Source organism: Ureibacillus sp. FSL W8-0352, assembly GCF_038004345.1.
Lineage (GTDB): Bacteria > Bacillota > Bacilli > Bacillales_A > Planococcaceae > Ureibacillus > Ureibacillus thermosphaericus.
On the sequence record NZ_JBBOQT010000001.1, the window covers coordinates 2,767,393 to 2,783,934 of the forward strand.

Below are 16,542 nucleotides of genomic sequence, written 5' to 3' on the forward strand. Positions count from 1 at the left end.
AGAATGCTTAATTTTTTATAAATATAATTTCCAGTTTTTAGAAAAATTAAGCGAGCGCGGTAAAGGAGGTTAGTTTCGCGCTATATAAATGCGATGGAAAACAATTAAAGCGCCAGGACTAAGGAAATCGGACGGCAATCAATCCTTAGTTGACGAGGTGGAGGTTTATCGAAATATTCGGCGGATGCCTCCCGATCGCATTGCCCGGTCGCAATTTCGTTCTTAAAACATAAAAGCAATTTTATGGACAAAGGAACGAAAAGGCAAAGCAATAAAAATTAAATAGCGATATCAAACCTACAATTCTTTTTTTGGACATATTGAACTAGACAGAGTTCAAATTCAAAAAAAGAGCAAAAAAGTAGGCTTAGTTTTCTGTTGCCTTTTTTCAGGAAACAAAATTCTACAATTTTTTTGGAAAATTGATAGTATGGTATCGCTTATTGACGGAGGTATGTAAATGTGTGGAATAGTTGGATATAACGGATATTTAGATGCAAAGGAAATCTTATTAAAAGGACTAGAAAAGCTTGAATACCGCGGCTATGATTCAGCAGGTATAGCCATTCAAAATCAAGAAGGAATTACAGTTTTCAAAGAAAAAGGAAGAATTGCTGACTTACGCAAAATTGTAGACGACAAAATGAAAGGAAACATCGGCATTGGTCATACACGTTGGGCAACACACGGAGAGCCTAATAAAATCAATGCGCATCCTCATCAAAGTCTTTCTGGCAGATTTACGATTGTACACAACGGAGTCATTGAAAACTATCACCTACTACAAAAAGAGTATTTAAAAGATGCTCCAATGCTATCAGATACAGATACAGAGGTAATTGTACAGCTTGTAGAATTATTCTCTAATGAAGGTTCTTCAACTGAAGAAGCGTTTCGTAAAACCCTATCTTTATTGCATGGCTCCTATGCGATTGCTTTACTTGATATGGAAGATACTGAAACCATCTATGTAGCTAAAAACAAATCACCATTGCTTGTCGGTGTAGGTGAAGGATTTAATGTAGTTGCATCCGATGCAATGGCGATGTTACAAGTGACAAATCAATTTATTGAATTACATGATAAAGAAGTTGTATTGGTTTCGAAGGATAAAGTTGAAATTTCTACAATAGATGGACGTCAAATTGAACGAAAACCTTATACAGTGGAGCTAGATGCTAGCGACATCGAAAAAGGAACATATCCTCATTACATGTTAAAAGAAATGGATGAGCAGCCTGGTGTCGTTCGAAAAATCATTCAAGAATATAGTAATAATGCTGGAGAATTAACAATTGATGAAGCAATATTATCTGCTTTACGCAATGCGGATCGAATTTATATCATTGCGGCAGGAACGAGCTACCATGCAGGACTTGTAGGAAAACAATACTTTGAAAAGCTTGCTGGAATTCCAGTGGAAGTTCATATTTCTAGCGAATTCGGCTATAATATGCCATTACTATCTGAAAAGCCGCTCTTTATATTTATTTCTCAATCTGGCGAAACAGCGGATAGCAGACAGGTGCTTGTAAAAGTAAAAGAATTAGGCTATCCTGCGTTAACCATTACAAATGTTGCGGGTTCAACGCTTTCCCGTGAAGCGGATTACACACTATTACTACACGCTGGTCCTGAAATTGCCGTTGCTTCAACAAAAGCATATGTGGCACAATTAGCCGTTTTAGCAATTGCTGCTTATGTTACGGGTAAAAGCAAAGGAAACATCATAAACTTCGATTTAAAAACAGAGCTTGCTTTTGCTGCAAATGCAATTCAAACAATCGTGGATTCCAAAGAAGAACTGCATATTATCTCAAATGAATATTTAAATCATACTCGTAATGCGTTCTTCATTGGTCGAAATATCGATTATTATGTAAGTTTAGAAGGGGCACTTAAATTAAAGGAAATATCGTATATTCAAGCGGAAGGTTTTGCTGGTGGGGAGTTAAAGCATGGAACGATCGCATTAATTGAAAATGGAACACCTGTCTTTGCTCTCGTTACACAAGAGCCAGTAGCGTTAAATATTCGCGGTAACGTGAAAGAAGTAGTGGCACGTGGTGCTAATGCGTGCGTTATTTCAATGGAAGGGTTAAATGAAGACGAAGACCGACTTGTCATTCCGAAAGTGCATGCTCTTCTTACGCCGCTTGTTGCTGTAGTGCCGTTGCAGTTCATTAGTTACTATGCTGCTTTAGATCGTGGATGCGATGTTGACAAACCGCGAAATTTGGCGAAGTCTGTAACAGTGGAGTAAATAATCAATACACTTTTAACCTTTTGTTAAAGTAAAAAAGTTGTGAACTAATATAAAACCTATCCTCAATAAGGTGATGGATAGGTTTTATTTTTTATTTTAAATATGGAGTATGCAATGTGTATCGAATTTCAACTACATCTATGTTGCGGAGGTAGCATTTAGATAAATCTATTTGAACGAAAGCTAACTACTCAGCCTTCAATACTATCTAAAAAACTAATGTGCTCTTCAACGATAGGGTGCTATTCCGTAGAAAAATCAGCATTGTTTTCTATATTGAGGAACAACATTTTTTATGAATTTATATCATCACCTTCTCGTTTGAAGGTGATATTTTATTTTTAATACATATGGTGTAAAGATAATTCGTATTATTAATACGTTAAATATCTGTATTTAATCACGTATACAATTAATTGAAGGGTGAAAAATATTATGGAATTATTTGCTATGGATTAAAGATTTTGTGCTATACTTTTTATTAGGAAAAATAGAAAATAAATGTAGAATTTTGACAAGGAATTGAGTGAAGTTGAGTAGAAAAGTGTTGCAACGAGCCATTTCAATGTTAACCAAATCAGATCTCAAATATGGTAATAATATACCAGAATGGCTAAAAGATGAATATTCTTATTGGGAAAAAGTTGTTTCTGATAAGAATTTCCCTTGCCACTTTGGAACTATCGCTGAGAAAAAAGGCGATTTAAGATATTTTTATATAGAAAATCATGATTTAAGCCCTCTACCGAATGTATTAAGAGAGTTTTTGAAATTATCAAGAGAAAATGAGCATAATAAACATGCTTTGGTTGTTTTTGTGCAACCTGAAATTCCAGAACAGTCATTTGATTACTATGAAAATTATTTTTGGAATATTTTAAAATATCTACATGAGAATGATGAAAAAGAATGGAATGCAAATATTCCAACTGATCCAGATGATCCACTTTGGGAATTTTGTTTTGATGGAGAACCTATTTTTGTATAAGCTAATATGCCAGCATATAAACATAGAATTACTAGGAACATGGGAAAAAGCCTTATATTGATCTTTCAACCTAGAAGAATTTTTGCTGATATTACTCCAAAGGCTATTGATTTAATTCGATCAAAAGTAGAGTCGATAGAAAATCTCCCAATCCATCCGGATCTAGGAAGATATGGAGACGAAAGCAACAGAGAATGGAAACAGTATATAATCACTGATGACAATAATCCAAGAAAAGGGGTATGTCCATTCCATCCTAAATCTTGATAATCAGAATTACTGATTTGTACATCATACTAAGTTTATAAAGGTGTGTGGGGTTTTATGGCATTGTATCTTACTTATGTTATTGTGGGCCTTTCTATTGCCATGCCAATTGGAGCCATTTCTGTAGAAATGATCAAGCAAGGTCTCAAGAATGGCTTTTGGCATGGTTGGGCTGTTGGATTAGGAGGTATGACGATTGATTTAGCTTTAATCGCAGCATTTTATTTCGGATTAGCCTCCATTTTGAAGCAACCGTTTATTCAAATCCCGATGTGGATTGTTGGTGCAGTATTTTTGTTTTTAATTGGTTATGATTCTATTAAAAATGCGGATCATGATATCACATTATCAGGTGAAAAGCCAACAAAATCTTGGTTTTCTTCATATAGAAATGGTTTTCTTGTTGCGATATCTCCAGGGAATATAGTGTTTTGGCTAAGCGTATTCGGGTCGGTTCTTACCAACTCATATGATATGGCGAATCCAATTAAATTTATCACCATTGGGACGGGTGTGTTAACCGGAATTTTACTACATGACATTGGCTTATTAACCATTGTTTCTACTACAAGAAAGTTAATGAGCCGTTCGATGATAAAAGTAAGTTCTATTATTGCTGGTATAGTGTTAATTGGTTTTTCGGGTTATTTTGTTTATGAAGCTATTTCTGCAGTTAAACAATTGATTTAAATTATTTGGTGTTTGTCGACGGTAAATCTGACAGAATGAAGGTTGACGAGTTACCACATTTATGGTTTCTCATGTAAGAGCATAAGGAATTTTTGCCCTCACTGAAGGTGTGGAATCAGGCAGGGCCTGATAAAACGTAACAAAGAGGCTGTCCCAAAAGATCGGTAAAACGACCTTTTTGAGGACAGCCTCCTGCTTTTTCTTTTACATTATTTGGATATTTTTTGTTCTCTCAAAGGATCTGCTTCTTCTCATCCCCGTATGTTCTCCCTTTTTCTTTTTATTGGGTGGACGGTGGCCGCCCACTTTTTCAAATTGTGTGCAACACAAATCCCCCCCATTCCATGGTAATTTCTTTAGGGCAATGGGATATTGAGTTTGTGTTAGGCGATGCCGCGTATGGCAGCGAAAAGATTCGACAAACAGCCGAACAAGCAGGAATCTTATTCCTTTCTCCCATCAACCGCCGAAAATAGCGAGGAACGGAAAGATGCCTATGGCCGGGTTCTTCCTGTCTTTTTGAAAACGAGGTTTGGCCAATGGCTGTTTGGGCTTCGCCGCGGGATTGAACGGGTATTTAACGAGCGAAAGAGTGATGGGGTGGAACAGCCACGATGGTATGGATTTCATCGATATTTACTACATGTGTTATGCTGCATCCTTATGCATAACTTCGAGTTTTTACTCTAGTTTTGCAACACCATCATCAATTTGATGAACGGGGATATTTTATAATTCTAGATACATTTGAGTTCCGATAATCTTGATTATGTTGCATCTCAAATTTCTCAATGAAATGAGGATGTCCCAAAAGTGTTCGCATAGCGTTCGCTTTTGGGACATCCTCATTTTAAATAAATAAATTCTAATTAATAAAATCAGATAAGCATAAAAATAGCCCTTGCATGAGATCTTCTTAAAATGAAAGTGCGACCAAACATCAAAAGGAGAATCCCCATGCAAGAGCACTTTCATCTTACAACAGATCGAGCCAAACTTCAAAAACAATATGCAGCGATTTTATTCTTTGTATCCGCTCAACTGTCGAGCATCCAGATTCATCTTCAACGTCGAAATCGTCATTGGTTGAAACAGAAAGACGAAGTCATCATCACCATCCATGTCCTTGGAAAGTTGCTGGGCTTCACTTCCGAACGGGCTTGGCACCAGTTTGTGATCGGGAATTTGTTTCCCAAGGCCTTGTTCCCTGAACGTTCTCGGTACAACCATCGCTACCGAGCGCTTGGCTTTGCGACCAAGTGGATACGGCACCAGCTGGCCAAACGCGGGCAGACCATGCGTATGCGGTCGTGGACAGCTTGCCGATCGATCGGTGTCATTCATCCCGAATGTATCGTGCCAAACGGTTTCGTGGAATTGCCGATATTGGCTATTGTGCTTCGAAAAAGATCGCTTTCTATGGGTTGAAACTTCATCTGCAGGTCACCGACCAAGGGCTTCCGATGGGATATGTCGTCACTGAAGCGTCTTGTCATGATCGGATGGCTGCGGAGACCGTCATGACACAAATTCCACATCCGTATAACCTAGGTGACAAAGGGTATATCAGCCAAAAGCTGCAAAAGAAGCTGTACGAAGAGCATCGAATCGCTTTTTGGACGCCCGTTCGAAAAAATCAGCGAATTCGCCAATCGGACGCATGGAAACAGTGGATGAAGCGAAAACGTAAAGTGGTGGAAACCGTGTTTTCGATTTTAGTCGATTCGTATCGGATCACCGAGATTCGAGCAAACTCGGTTTCTGGATTTGAAACGGCACTGGATGGTATTTTACTGGCTTACTCCTTGTTGTTCTTGGGCTAGTTGAGCGTTAAGACTCAACTAGCACCACGGGTTTTTGATACATAAGTATTTACTTATATAAAGAATGATGGTATGTTATATATAAGCAATTGCTTATATAAAGAATTGGAGGTTTCATTTTGGATTTATTAGAAAAACAATTAAAAGCATTGGCAGATAAAAATCGTCTAACGCTCTTAGCTTGTATGAAAAATGGTGAGGTATGTGTTTGTGAATTTGTTGAAGTGCTCGGTATTTCGCAACCTGCTGTTAGCCAGCAGTTAAAAAAGTTAAAAGATGCAGGCATAATTTTAGAAAGAAAAGAAGGTACGTGGAAATATTATCGAATTGCTGATCAACTGTCCCCTGTTGTCGAAGCAGTTATTAACGAATTAAAAACTAATGAAGGAGGAAATACATGTTCTTGTTAGCAAGAACTCTCTATCACAACATAAATGTTTGTTATTTGGCAGCCTAGGTGACTGAATATTGGTGGGACTACTATGGAAGGAGCTGTAATAGTCTTACTTGTTGGCATTGTTATTTCTCTTATGTTGGCTTAGTAATCAATAGAATGAATGCTATGCTGTTAGTTCAAATCGCCCGTTACTCTTGTGTGGTTATATGTACTTTCAGGAAAAGGGGTCAAAATCTCATGGGGGATGTATTTGAAAACAGGGATTCTATTAACGATACCTATTTTGTTGTTTACTTTAATCGGTCTTTATGTCGCACTACGTATTTTTAATGAAAGGTGTTTATTTTATGGAAAAGAAAACGTTGTATTTTTTATGTACTGGCAACTCATGTCGTTCACAAATGGCTGAAGGGTTTGCCAAAAAATATTTATCAGACTGGAATATTAAAAGTGCGGGCATTGAAGCACATGGATTAAACCCGATGGCTGTAAAAGCAATGGCTGAAGTTGGCATCGATATTTCAAATCAAACGTCAGATACCATTGACCACAATATTTTAAATAACGCCACGCTCGTCGTGACTCTGTGTGAAGATGCAGCTGACAAATGTCCTGTAACGCCACCTCATGTAAAACGAGAACATTGGAAATTTGATGATCCAGCAAAAGCGAGTGGAACAGAAGAAGAAAAATGGCTTGTATTTAAAACAGTACGGGATGCGATTGAAGAACGAATACGATTGTTTGCTAGGGAGAAAAACTGATGCGAATACACAAATCTGGCAATAAATCAGTCGAATTTTTCACGTCATATATGCAACTTGTTTTACAAACTAACATCACTACAGTTGAAAATCTTGAAGAATATATGACTCAACACTTTTTTCAAAGTGATCTATCTTCACTTGGTCCTATTACGCTTGCTAATTTTAAACAGGCGCTTCAAATAATTTTAAGAAATGAGGAATGAAAATGGAATTTTTTACTATCTTACCAAATTCATCTTGTTGCACACCTAATTCAGGGTGTTGTGAATTAAAATATCCAGTTGCTATCATTGGTGCAGGTCCTATTGGATTAGCTGCCGCTGCCCATTTAAAGTCTTACAATCTGCCATTTATCATATTCGAAAAAAATGAGGTTGCTGCAAATGTTGCTTCTTGGGAGCATGTTCAGCTATTTTCTTCTTGGAAATATAATGTAGACAGTGCTGCTAAACAAATATTAGAAAAAAACGGCTGGAAGATGCCGAATAAAGAAGAAATTCCAACAGGTAAAGCATTACGAGAAGACTATTTACTTCCTCTAAGTGAGCTATTTAAAGAGCAGCTTCATACGAATGAAGAAGTAATTGCGATTACAAAATTAGATACTGATAAAATGAAATCGTCTAATCGAGCAAATAAGCCTTTTTTAATTTTCACTAAAAACGGGCAGGCAACAAAGATGTATAAAGCTAGCGCAATTATTGATGCGACAGGTACATGGGGAAATCCGAATCCTGCTGCTAGTCATGGGGTAATGTTACCAAGCGAAAAAGCAGCCAGACATAAAATTAATTATCAAATTCCTAACGTGCCAGCTAATATTTCACGCTATGCAAACAAACGGATTGCAGTTATAGGCGGAGGACATTCAGCAATCAATTCACTACTTCAATTAGTGGAATTAAAAGATGCCCATCCACAAACTGAAATTACATGGATTTTACGCAAAAAACGAGTGGAAGATGCTCTAGGTGGTGGAACTGCCGATGAATTAGCTGCACGTGGTGAACTTGGCTTAAAAATGAAAAAAATCCTCTCTGAAAAAGTGATTTATGTAGAAACACCTTTTTATATTCAATCTATTTTCGAAAAAGAAGAAGGATTGATTCTTAAAGGTACAGATAAAAAAATTGGTCCGTTCGACGAATTAATTGTCAATACTGGCAATCGTCCAGACTTCTCATTTATTAGTGAACTACGTTATGAGGTTGATCCTGCAACAGAAGCTGTTACAAAATTAGCACCACTTATTAATCCAAACTTGCATAGTTGCGGGACTGTTCCACCACATGGAGAAAAGGAATTGCGTCAACCAGAAACGAATTTTTATATCGTTGGTTCAAAATCATATGGACGCGCTCCAACATTCTTAATGGCTACTGGTTATGAACAAGTACGTTCAATTGTTGCGCATCTTGCAGGAGATACAGAAGCAGCTCTTGATGTGAAATTATCACTTCCTGAAACGGGTGTTTGTCATACAGGTATTGATGGGTGTTGCCAATAATAAAGGGGTTTTGTATAATGATTCGTTTTTTAGAAAAGGAAGATATACCAGATGTACTAAAAATTTATCAATTAGGAATTGATACGGGAATTGCTACATTTGAATCAAAAGCTCCTTCTATAAAGGAATGGGACAAAAAATATCATCCGTATCTTCGATATGTCTATGAAGAAAATAAAAAGATTTTGGGTTGGGTATCCATTACACCTGTTTCTTCAAGAGAGGTTTATAAAGGCGTAGGAGAAGTTAGTATTTATGTTCACCCTCAAGCACAGGGCAAAGGGGTAGGTACACAATTACTTCAACATTTAATTGAGAAAGCCAAACTCTCGGGTTACTGGATGTTGCAAGCATCTATATTTGAAGTGAATTTAGCTAGTATCCACCTTCACAAAAAGGCAGGATTTGTAATTGTGGGTGTACGAAAAGGGATTGCTAAAAAGAATGGCCAATGGACGAACACAATATTGATGGATAAACATTTAATTCTTGATTAACGTTTAACAGTTATAAATATAAATAATCTTCAACAATCGGGAGCGTTTACAGAGTATTGTAGTAAAAAACAGTATGCTGTATTTTTTATAAGCAGCATTTACAAATAACGGAAGTTCAGTTCACAACTTTATTATTCATTCCAATTTATTTGAAGTGGATAAAAATGGTTTTTAGGTTCATAACTTTATTATTTTTCAAAAGTTAGTCATATAAAATGCGGATTTGAAGAGTTGATAGTTCACAGCTTTATTATTTGTTTACATGTTGTTGACGACTAATAAATTCATGAACTAAAGAAAATTTTAATACCTATCCAAACATAAGAAGGATAGGTCTTATTGTTTAATAGAGAGTAGGATAATAATAGACTACTTCCTCAATCCTTCTGTTTCATTAACATAAAGGATATCTAAAATGTAAGTCTGTTCATCATTTAACTCACGCATAACGCTCGTATTCAATGGAAAGATCTCGGAGAATTGATTCATATGTCTGGTCAAGCAATAGGAAATAGAATTAAAAAAATTAGAAGATAGTGGAGTCATTAAGTCATATTCTTTGATGGTAGATGAATCAAAATTAGGTCTTACTTATACAGCGTTTATTATTATTTCCTTGATTCAAATAATCACGAGGCATTTAAACATTTTATAAACAGTAAAAAAGAAATTATTGAAGCACATCGTATTTCAGGGAGCGGCTGTTTCTTATTAAAAGTTAAGTTTGATATCCAAGAGACATTAAATTCATTATTGGATGAAATTTCAAAATTTGGAAACTACCAATTACGCATATCTATTAGTGAAGTTATAAATACTCATCCAATCAACGCCATTTTGTAGGAGTATTTTTATCAATAGAAATCATGTAAAAAAATATAATCTTTCCTAAGTGAATAAAGTTATCGAAGTCGTTTCTACTCCTGTTAGAAAGCAGGCAACCATATATAATTGATAGTTTCGGACTGGATCCAATTAGGATTCAGTCTTTTTTATTTTGTATTGGCACCTTTTCATTTCGAAACGGAGTATACGGTATAAAAAATAAACTACATAGATTGTTCAAGAACGACACGGTATTGTAAAAAATGGTAATTAAAAAATTCAATATGATTAAATTAATAAATCAATGAAAGGAGTTGAGTGGTATGGTGAGTAATTCTAAGCAAAAAGAAATTGTGGCTAAAATCATGAACGAAATCGAAATAATGGATGAAAAAGAATTTGAAGCTTTATATAATCAACTGGATATTGACCATCAAATGTTTGTCGATGGAGCAATACGTAAATTTGCTGACTTTGCTGTAGACAGTGAGCATGGGAATTCTGATAAATGAAATAGTATTTGTATTATAGAATATTGAAACCCGATCCCTCTTATTAACGACAGAAATTCAGGAGGTAGCATGGAAACAAACTTTATTTAAACTCTTATTTGTACTGCAATACAAATAGGAGTTTTTTTATTTATATAATTTGTCTTAAAAATAAATAGCGATTGCTGCAGCATAAAATACTGCGAGCAATCCCTTACTACATTACAAACCCGCCGTCGACATAAAGAGTTTGTCCAGTCATAAAGCGGCTCCAGTCAGAGGCTAAGAACAGAACAGGACCAGCAATATCTTCTGGAGTGGCAATTCGCTTTAACGGCGTTTGAGCGATAATCAGCTCCTTTAGATTTTCCTTTGTTGTTCGGCTCGCATCTGTTGGATAAACTAGACCAGGGGCGACGCAATTGACGCGGATGCCAAAGGAGCCGACTTCGACAGCCAAATTTCTACTATACCCCATAAGTGCGGTCTTGGCAGTATTGTATTCATGATACGGTACGATGGGGCGTTCAACTAAGTTTGTAATGATATTAATAATACTGCCCTGGCTTTGTTTTTTCATGATGGGGATGACTGCTTGGCAAATATAATGGGCTGAGCGTACTGCTCCATCAATTTGCCCCTGATAGTCTTCCCATTGCACTTCCCAAGCTAACTTGCGAGTTTCAGGATTAAACTGAAAGGATTTAAAGGCATTGTTAACGACTACATCAATTTTGCCTGCTTCTAACATAATCTCCTCAATCATTTGATTCACAGCCTCTTCAGATGTAACATCTCCTTGAATGGCATAACCGTCACCACCAAGCTGTATGCATTCAGCTGCCACTTTTTCAGCAAGCATTTTATTCTGCAAATAATTGACAATGACAAAAGCCCCTTCCTTTGCAAAAGCACGAGCAATTGCTGCACCAATGCCGCGGCTTGCTCCGGTAACTAGGACAACTTTCCCCTCAAAGTTCATTGCTCTACCTCCAAAAATTCCTCAGTCACGACTTGAGACATGTCCAATTGATTATTCACTAAACCTAACTGTTGATATGTGTCTGCTCCCTTTTGTAATACATCGGCATCAATAGCCCCTAATCCTTTTATCTCCGTATCTTCTGAAACTGAAGAAGCATTACGTAGCTTAATTATCTCTAAATTGATGTTTTCATCTTTTCCATCAATAGCAAATTCTTTCGCAAGTTTTGCAGCTTCTTCCGGATTTTCAAGCATCCATTGGGCGCTTTCTCTGTATGCGGCAACGAAACGCTTCAATTCCTCTTTTTTCTCTTCGTACGTTTTTTCTGTCACAACAAAGACATCACTTGGTATATTTAAATAATCTCTCACTTCAATTATATTTACATCGCCTAATCCTTTTTGTTTTGCAAGGTATAATCCGGTATCCGTTGCTGCAGTTGCATCCACTTGACCCTGTATTAGTGGGGCAAAATTTGATATGCCTGTTTCCACAATCTTGACATCATCCTCCGTCAAACCAACTTGGTGGAGAAGGATTAATAAGTTTTGTCGCGTTCCACTTGTTAGGCTGTAAACACCAATTGTTTTTCCTTTCAAATCTTCTGGCTTTTCAATACCGCTTTCTTTTAACGCCACAATATTGAACACGTTCTGTGGATAAATATTATAAATAACTTTTAATTTTTCTCCTTTGTCTAAAGCAAAGTAAAGAGATCCAGGGTCAGTAAAGGCAATATCTGCTTGACCGGAAAGAATATTTTTAATAGCATCTCCACCACCAGCACCGGGAATCACCTTTAAATCAATGCCTTTTTCTTTGAAAAATCCTTTTTCATCATCGACTAATAGGTTGACGGATTCTGTAATAGGCTGGCTCCAGAGTGCAACTGTCAGCTGTGCAAATGATTCTTTTTCATTCGAGCCTTCCTCTTTTGAACCGCATGCTGTTAGAAGTAATAAAAGAAATGCGATGATTATATGTTTCAACTTCATATCTTTCATATCTCCTTCTTCAATCTTTTTATCCACATTTTTTCAAGCCAAGATACAGTTAAGTAAAGAATCATACCGAAAATTGTTAATAAAATTAATGTGGCAAACATAAGGGCGGTATCCATCATTGCTTGGGTTGCGATAATAAGCGCCCCTAGTCCTTCACTGCCGCCGATAAATTCTCCGACAACCGCACCCACAATTGCAAGGACAACCGAAACACGAAGTCCAGCTAAAATACCCAGCATACCAGAAGGAATTTTTAAGTGAATTAATGTTTGTAACCGTGTTGCACCAAGCATTTTAAATAGTTCCTGCTTTTGTGTATCGCTTGACTGAATCGCTGTTACTGTATTTTCAAGCAATGGGAAAAAGCATACAAGCGCAGTAATAACAACTTTGGACGTCATGCCGAAGCCAAACCAAAGAATAAATAACGGAGCCAATGCCAGCTTGGGAACTGCTTGACTCGCTATAATATAAGGAAAGAGAAGCTTACGTAAAAAGGCCACTTCTCCCATTAGAACTCCTACCGTAAATCCAGCTACACCACCAAAAAAGAGACCAAGAATTACCTCAGCGGCAGTCCGCTGAATATGCTGTGTAAAATAGCCGCTTAAAAGTCCATCAACAAGGGTGAGTACTATTACAGAAGGAGCTGGTAATACAAGTTCGGAATAGGACTTGGATGATACTTCCCAAATAACTAGTAAAAAAATGAATAATAAGAATGAATAAACGGATGTTTTTTTCATAAGCGTTCACCATTCATCACTTGACGTAACGTGAAACATAGTTCGTTAAAATAAGGCTCATATCTCATTTCCATTCTACGTGGGCGTTCAAGCATGATTGGGGTTTGATAGACAATTTCTCCATGTGCCATGACAGCAACTCTATCGGATAAATATACAGCTTCCGCAATATCATGGGTAATAAAGAGCACAGTAATATTATGCATATAGCACATTCTTAAAAGATCATCTTGCAGTTCTTCTCTTGTAATGGCATCTAATGCTGCAAAAGGCTCGTCCAAAAATAATAAAGAAGGTTTTTGCATTAAGGCCCGTGCAAGAGCGACCCGGCTTTGTTGTCCACCGGAAAGCTGTAAAGGGTAACAATCTCGATAAGAGGCTAACCCAACAAGCTCTAAGTATTCCATTGCCTGCTCCATATCCTCACTTCTGATTTTCCGTTTCAATTTAATAGGGAGAAGCACATTTTCAATAACTGTTTTCCATTCCAATAGAGTTGGAGTTTGAAAGACAAAACTACAATTAGGTAAAGGTTTGATTATTTCCTTTCCTTGCAGGCGAATGCTTCCATTCTCAGATGAAAGCAGGCCAGCAGCAAGCTTTAATAAGGTCGTTTTTCCGCAGCCACTTTTTCCAAGCAGACAATGAAACTCTCCTTTATTGATTTCCCAGCTAATCCCACGTAAAATTTGATTTTTTCCTTGTTCGTAACTGTACGTTACATCCTCCATTACCAAAAAACTCATATTAAAAACCTCCTAATCAACATAAGGAGCAAATTGTTCACTATCCACTATTGCCGATGATTCGATGTCTACCATTTGAATTAAATCCATTAGATTGAAGCGTCCATCATGATGCCAACCTGCTTCAGGGGAAGTCATTTTTCCTAGTGCTGTGATTCGTGTTACGCCAACGTTAGCCAACAACTCTGCCCAGTGGAAAAGTTCTTTAGGGGTTGCGGCCATACCAATCGTTTGAAGAAATGAGCGGTATGGCTTGATGTATGGCAGAATGTCTTCTAATTTTTCAAAAGAAATAACCCGAATAACTCGATTCAACGGGCTTGCCGTAAAAACTTTTTCCTCTTCTTCAAAAACAACCGTCCATTGATGTGTGGAAGTTCCAAGCACTTCTTTTCCTGTTGCTGTAAAAGTGCTCATTTCTTCCTTTTGCCGCCATGAAGCAAGGGCAACTGATTCTTCCATGGAAAGCTTACGCCTTGGATAACGCTTTTCGAAGTTTTCTAGCTCCCCCGCAATCAAGCGGGCAAATTCCACTGGCGATACTTTTCCGCCTTTTTGCACATAAAATAAGTGCGGTGAGTAACAACCTTGCTGATCGTAACGAATGACATCAAGTGCGGCTTGATGAGCAATTCGCCATGCTTTGTGCGCATCTAAGGCAGATTTTGAAATGATGCCAAAGCTTACTTTATGACCAAAAGGCAAAAAGTGAGTAGTAATGGGAACTTGTTTTTTTAAAGCTTGCAGCGTTTCGTTGTTACCGTATCCGATAACGAGATTCGACTTTTCAAATATCATCTTCTCTCGCTTTTCATCGCCGCCTTTCCACCACACAACTGCAAAGCAATTGGCAAGACTCGGCTCGGCCTCTGCTAAGGCTTTTGCAAACCAGCCGGCAAAAAGAGGTTCAGAACTTGAAACTTTTCCGATATTTCCTGCTTTTACTAGCAGACCAGATACGAAACTCCAAATAGGCAGTGCTGGAACATTCCCTGCCCATACATGGGTAATGAGTTCTGGTCCAATTGCTTTTGAAAAACCACCTTTTGCGCGCGGCTGAAAATGATCTAATAATAATGGATTTCCTAAATCTTCTACTAGGAAACGCTGGAGTTCGTGCTTGCGAAATGTTTTTAAAAAAGATGTAAGACCAAGGCGAATTACCTCCTCATCATAGCCGGTGACAATCGGAAGCAACTTTTCCGCCTGCTGTCGATAAGATGAACTGCGGTCCAAAAATTGTTCCGTTACATAACCGATGATGTCCACTACTGTTGATACCGACAGTGATTTTAAGATTTCCGCACTTTCTCTTTTCACCGTGTCAATGACCCTCTGCATTTGCTCTAATGTAAGGAGAGGCAGTTCCACTTCTAAATCCTGAAACTTCAGGATTTTCTTATCAAATTTCGTTTCTCCGATATTTGGAATATATCCAGCTGTTATTCTCATTTTGCTGTTCCTTTCGCCAATTGAATAAACTCTTCTACCGCTAGCGAGCATCCCCTTGCCTCGGCACCTTGAACTCTACCGAACAGATAAAATCCTTCATCAACCGCCATTCCTACATCTTCAGTAGCAACCGCCATTACGGAATTAAAGTTCGCTAAATCATAATGAACTAAAACACCACGTTCTCCTTCTGGAACCTCTTCACCTGTTAACGGATTGATGACTCTCGTACGAATCCAACTAGGTCCAGTTTTTATAGATGGAACGACCTCATTGCCATCATCATAAAATTGCGTGCTTAGCTCTGTTATGCCGTACATATTAATACAATTGCTTCTATCTACACCGAAATATCTTTCAAGCAACTGATAAAATTCATTTAAATCCAATTCCTTTGATTTATTTTTATAACCACCAGTATCAAGAATTTTGCTTCCCTTCGGCAGATTAAACGTTTTTCCTAAACGCTCCAATTCCTCAAACAAATGAACAAAACTGAAACTTGCTCCGAGCAAAGCAAATGGTTCTCCTGTTTTTTCGGCATGTTCCAACTCACTGATGATTTTTTGAATATGTACGCCGTTCTCTTTTAATAAATAGCAGCTGTCCTCTGTGCCAAACTCTTTCATGACAAGAGCTAAATAATGGGCTAAGGATGAGTGCGGCATTTTCTCTTCAGTTGGAAACAAAATTCCCATGCGGATGCGATTTGTTTCTTTCATAAACCGTTCTTTAAAGTTGATAATCATGGAAAGTTCTCTGATTTCGAGAGTGGAATGATAGTGTTTGCCTTGTTTTCCTTGGGTTGTTCCGCTTGTCATAAAGACTCTAACCGCTGCCTCTGGATCTGAACATGTCAATGGAACCTCTTTAAAGGCACTCATCGGCACATAAGGAATGTCTCGCCAATTTTTCACAAGCCGCGGTGTCTTTCCTTTTTGGCGGCAAAATGTTTGATAGGGGAGATTATGTTTGTATTGATAATTAAAAATATGTAAAGCCAAGCTATTAAACTCTTCTTCTGAAGCTTGATTCTTTTTGATAAATTGAGAAAGTTCCTCTATGATTTCTCGTTGCTGAGTCATCGGTTT

General features: G+C 37.5%; 14 protein-coding genes and 5 pseudogenes. 13 read left to right on the forward strand and 6 right to left on the reverse strand.

Features of this window, described 5'->3' with window-relative positions; all coding sequences use genetic code 11:
• The first annotated feature begins 460 nt into the window (after positions 1–460).
• The 13 genes and pseudogenes from glmS to NST98_RS14000 all read left to right on the forward strand — a co-directional run bounded on the left by glmS (position 461) and on the right by NST98_RS14000 (position 10,539).
• Positions 461–2,263: a glutamine--fructose-6-phosphate transaminase (isomerizing) gene (gene glmS / locus NST98_RS13935; protein ID WP_340715337.1), complete on the forward strand. Its 1,803-nt coding sequence runs from the start codon at positions 461–463 to the stop codon at positions 2,261–2,263.
• A 568-nt stretch (positions 2,264–2,831) separates the two neighbouring features.
• A pseudogene (locus tag NST98_RS13940) lies at positions 2,832–3,521 on the forward strand (YqcI/YcgG family protein).
• Between the two features lie 57 nt (positions 3,522–3,578).
• Complete coding sequence (locus tag NST98_RS13945; RefSeq protein ID WP_016839582.1) at positions 3,579–4,211, forward strand: LysE family translocator; 633 nt, start codon at positions 3,579–3,581, stop codon at positions 4,209–4,211.
• A gap of 344 nt (positions 4,212–4,555) precedes the next feature.
• Positions 4,556–4,901 (forward strand): annotated as a pseudogene (locus NST98_RS13950) (transposase); the annotation flags it as partial.
• A 267-nt stretch (positions 4,902–5,168) separates the two neighbouring features.
• A pseudogene (locus NST98_RS13955) lies at positions 5,169–6,045 on the forward strand (IS982 family transposase).
• Positions 6,046–6,153: 108 nt separating this feature from the next.
• Positions 6,154–6,444 carry an ArsR/SmtB family transcription factor gene (locus NST98_RS13960; RefSeq protein ID WP_340715338.1) on the forward strand — a complete coding sequence of 97 codons (291 nt, stop codon included), beginning with the start codon at positions 6,154–6,156 and terminating at the stop codon, positions 6,442–6,444.
• A 168-nt stretch (positions 6,445–6,612) separates the two neighbouring features.
• A pseudogene (locus NST98_RS13965) lies at positions 6,613–6,759 on the forward strand (ArsB/NhaD family transporter); the annotation flags it as partial.
• Positions 6,760–6,778: 19 nt separating this feature from the next.
• Positions 6,779–7,195 (forward strand): arsenate reductase (thioredoxin), encoded by a 417-nt coding sequence (gene arsC / locus NST98_RS13970; RefSeq protein WP_016839578.1) that lies wholly within the window; start codon positions 6,779–6,781, stop codon positions 7,193–7,195.
• The gene (locus NST98_RS13975; protein ID WP_016839577.1) at positions 7,195–7,401 is read left to right on the forward strand and encodes a hypothetical protein; all 207 of its coding nucleotides are present in this window, start codon (positions 7,195–7,197) and stop codon (positions 7,399–7,401) included. The genes arsC and NST98_RS13975 overlap by 1 nt, the downstream gene beginning before the upstream one ends.
• Before the next feature lie 2 nt (positions 7,402–7,403).
• Positions 7,404–8,705: an NAD(P)-binding domain-containing protein gene (locus NST98_RS13980; protein ID WP_340715339.1), complete on the forward strand. Its 1,302-nt coding sequence runs from the start codon at positions 7,404–7,406 to the stop codon at positions 8,703–8,705.
• Between the two features lie 17 nt (positions 8,706–8,722).
• Positions 8,723–9,202: a GNAT family N-acetyltransferase gene (locus tag NST98_RS13985; RefSeq protein WP_016839575.1), complete on the forward strand. Its 480-nt coding sequence runs from the start codon at positions 8,723–8,725 to the stop codon at positions 9,200–9,202.
• 438 nt (positions 9,203–9,640) lie between these two features.
• Positions 9,641–10,045: pseudogene (locus tag NST98_RS13995) on the forward strand (Lrp/AsnC family transcriptional regulator); the annotation flags it as partial.
• A gap of 305 nt (positions 10,046–10,350) precedes the next feature.
• Complete coding sequence (locus tag NST98_RS14000; RefSeq protein ID WP_340715340.1) at positions 10,351–10,539, forward strand: hypothetical protein; 189 nt, start codon at positions 10,351–10,353, stop codon at positions 10,537–10,539.
• Between the two features lie 196 nt (positions 10,540–10,735).
• Here NST98_RS14000 and NST98_RS14005 read toward each other — a convergent pair whose 3' ends face one another.
• Genes NST98_RS14005 through NST98_RS14030 form a run of 6 tightly spaced genes read right to left on the reverse strand, consistent with a single transcriptional unit; the run spans position 10,736 to position 16,536 of the window.
• On the reverse strand, positions 10,736–11,500 hold the full coding sequence (locus NST98_RS14005) for an SDR family oxidoreductase (protein WP_016839010.1): 765 nt from the start codon (positions 11,498–11,500) through the stop codon (positions 10,736–10,738).
• On the reverse strand, positions 11,497–12,534 hold the full coding sequence (locus tag NST98_RS14010; protein WP_340715341.1) for an ABC transporter substrate-binding protein: 1,038 nt from the start codon (positions 12,532–12,534) through the stop codon (positions 11,497–11,499). Before NST98_RS14010 ends, NST98_RS14005 begins: the two co-directional genes overlap by 4 nt.
• Positions 12,504–13,253: an ABC transporter permease gene (locus NST98_RS14015; protein ID WP_340715342.1), complete on the reverse strand. Its 750-nt coding sequence runs from the start codon at positions 13,251–13,253 to the stop codon at positions 12,504–12,506. The genes NST98_RS14010 and NST98_RS14015 overlap by 31 nt, the downstream gene beginning before the upstream one ends.
• Positions 13,250–13,999, reverse strand: coding sequence for an ABC transporter ATP-binding protein (locus tag NST98_RS14020; RefSeq protein ID WP_340715343.1), 750 nt, complete (start codon positions 13,997–13,999; stop codon positions 13,250–13,252). The genes NST98_RS14015 and NST98_RS14020 overlap by 4 nt, the downstream gene beginning before the upstream one ends.
• Before the next feature lie 12 nt (positions 14,000–14,011).
• On the reverse strand, positions 14,012–15,451 hold the full coding sequence (locus NST98_RS14025; RefSeq protein WP_340715344.1) for an acyl-CoA reductase: 1,440 nt from the start codon (positions 15,449–15,451) through the stop codon (positions 14,012–14,014).
• A complete protein-coding gene (locus NST98_RS14030) occupies positions 15,448–16,536 on the reverse strand; it encodes a LuxE/PaaK family acyltransferase (protein WP_340715345.1) in 1,089 nt (362 codons plus the stop codon). Before NST98_RS14030 ends, NST98_RS14025 begins: the two co-directional genes overlap by 4 nt.
• Positions 16,537–16,542 lie beyond the last annotated feature (6 nt).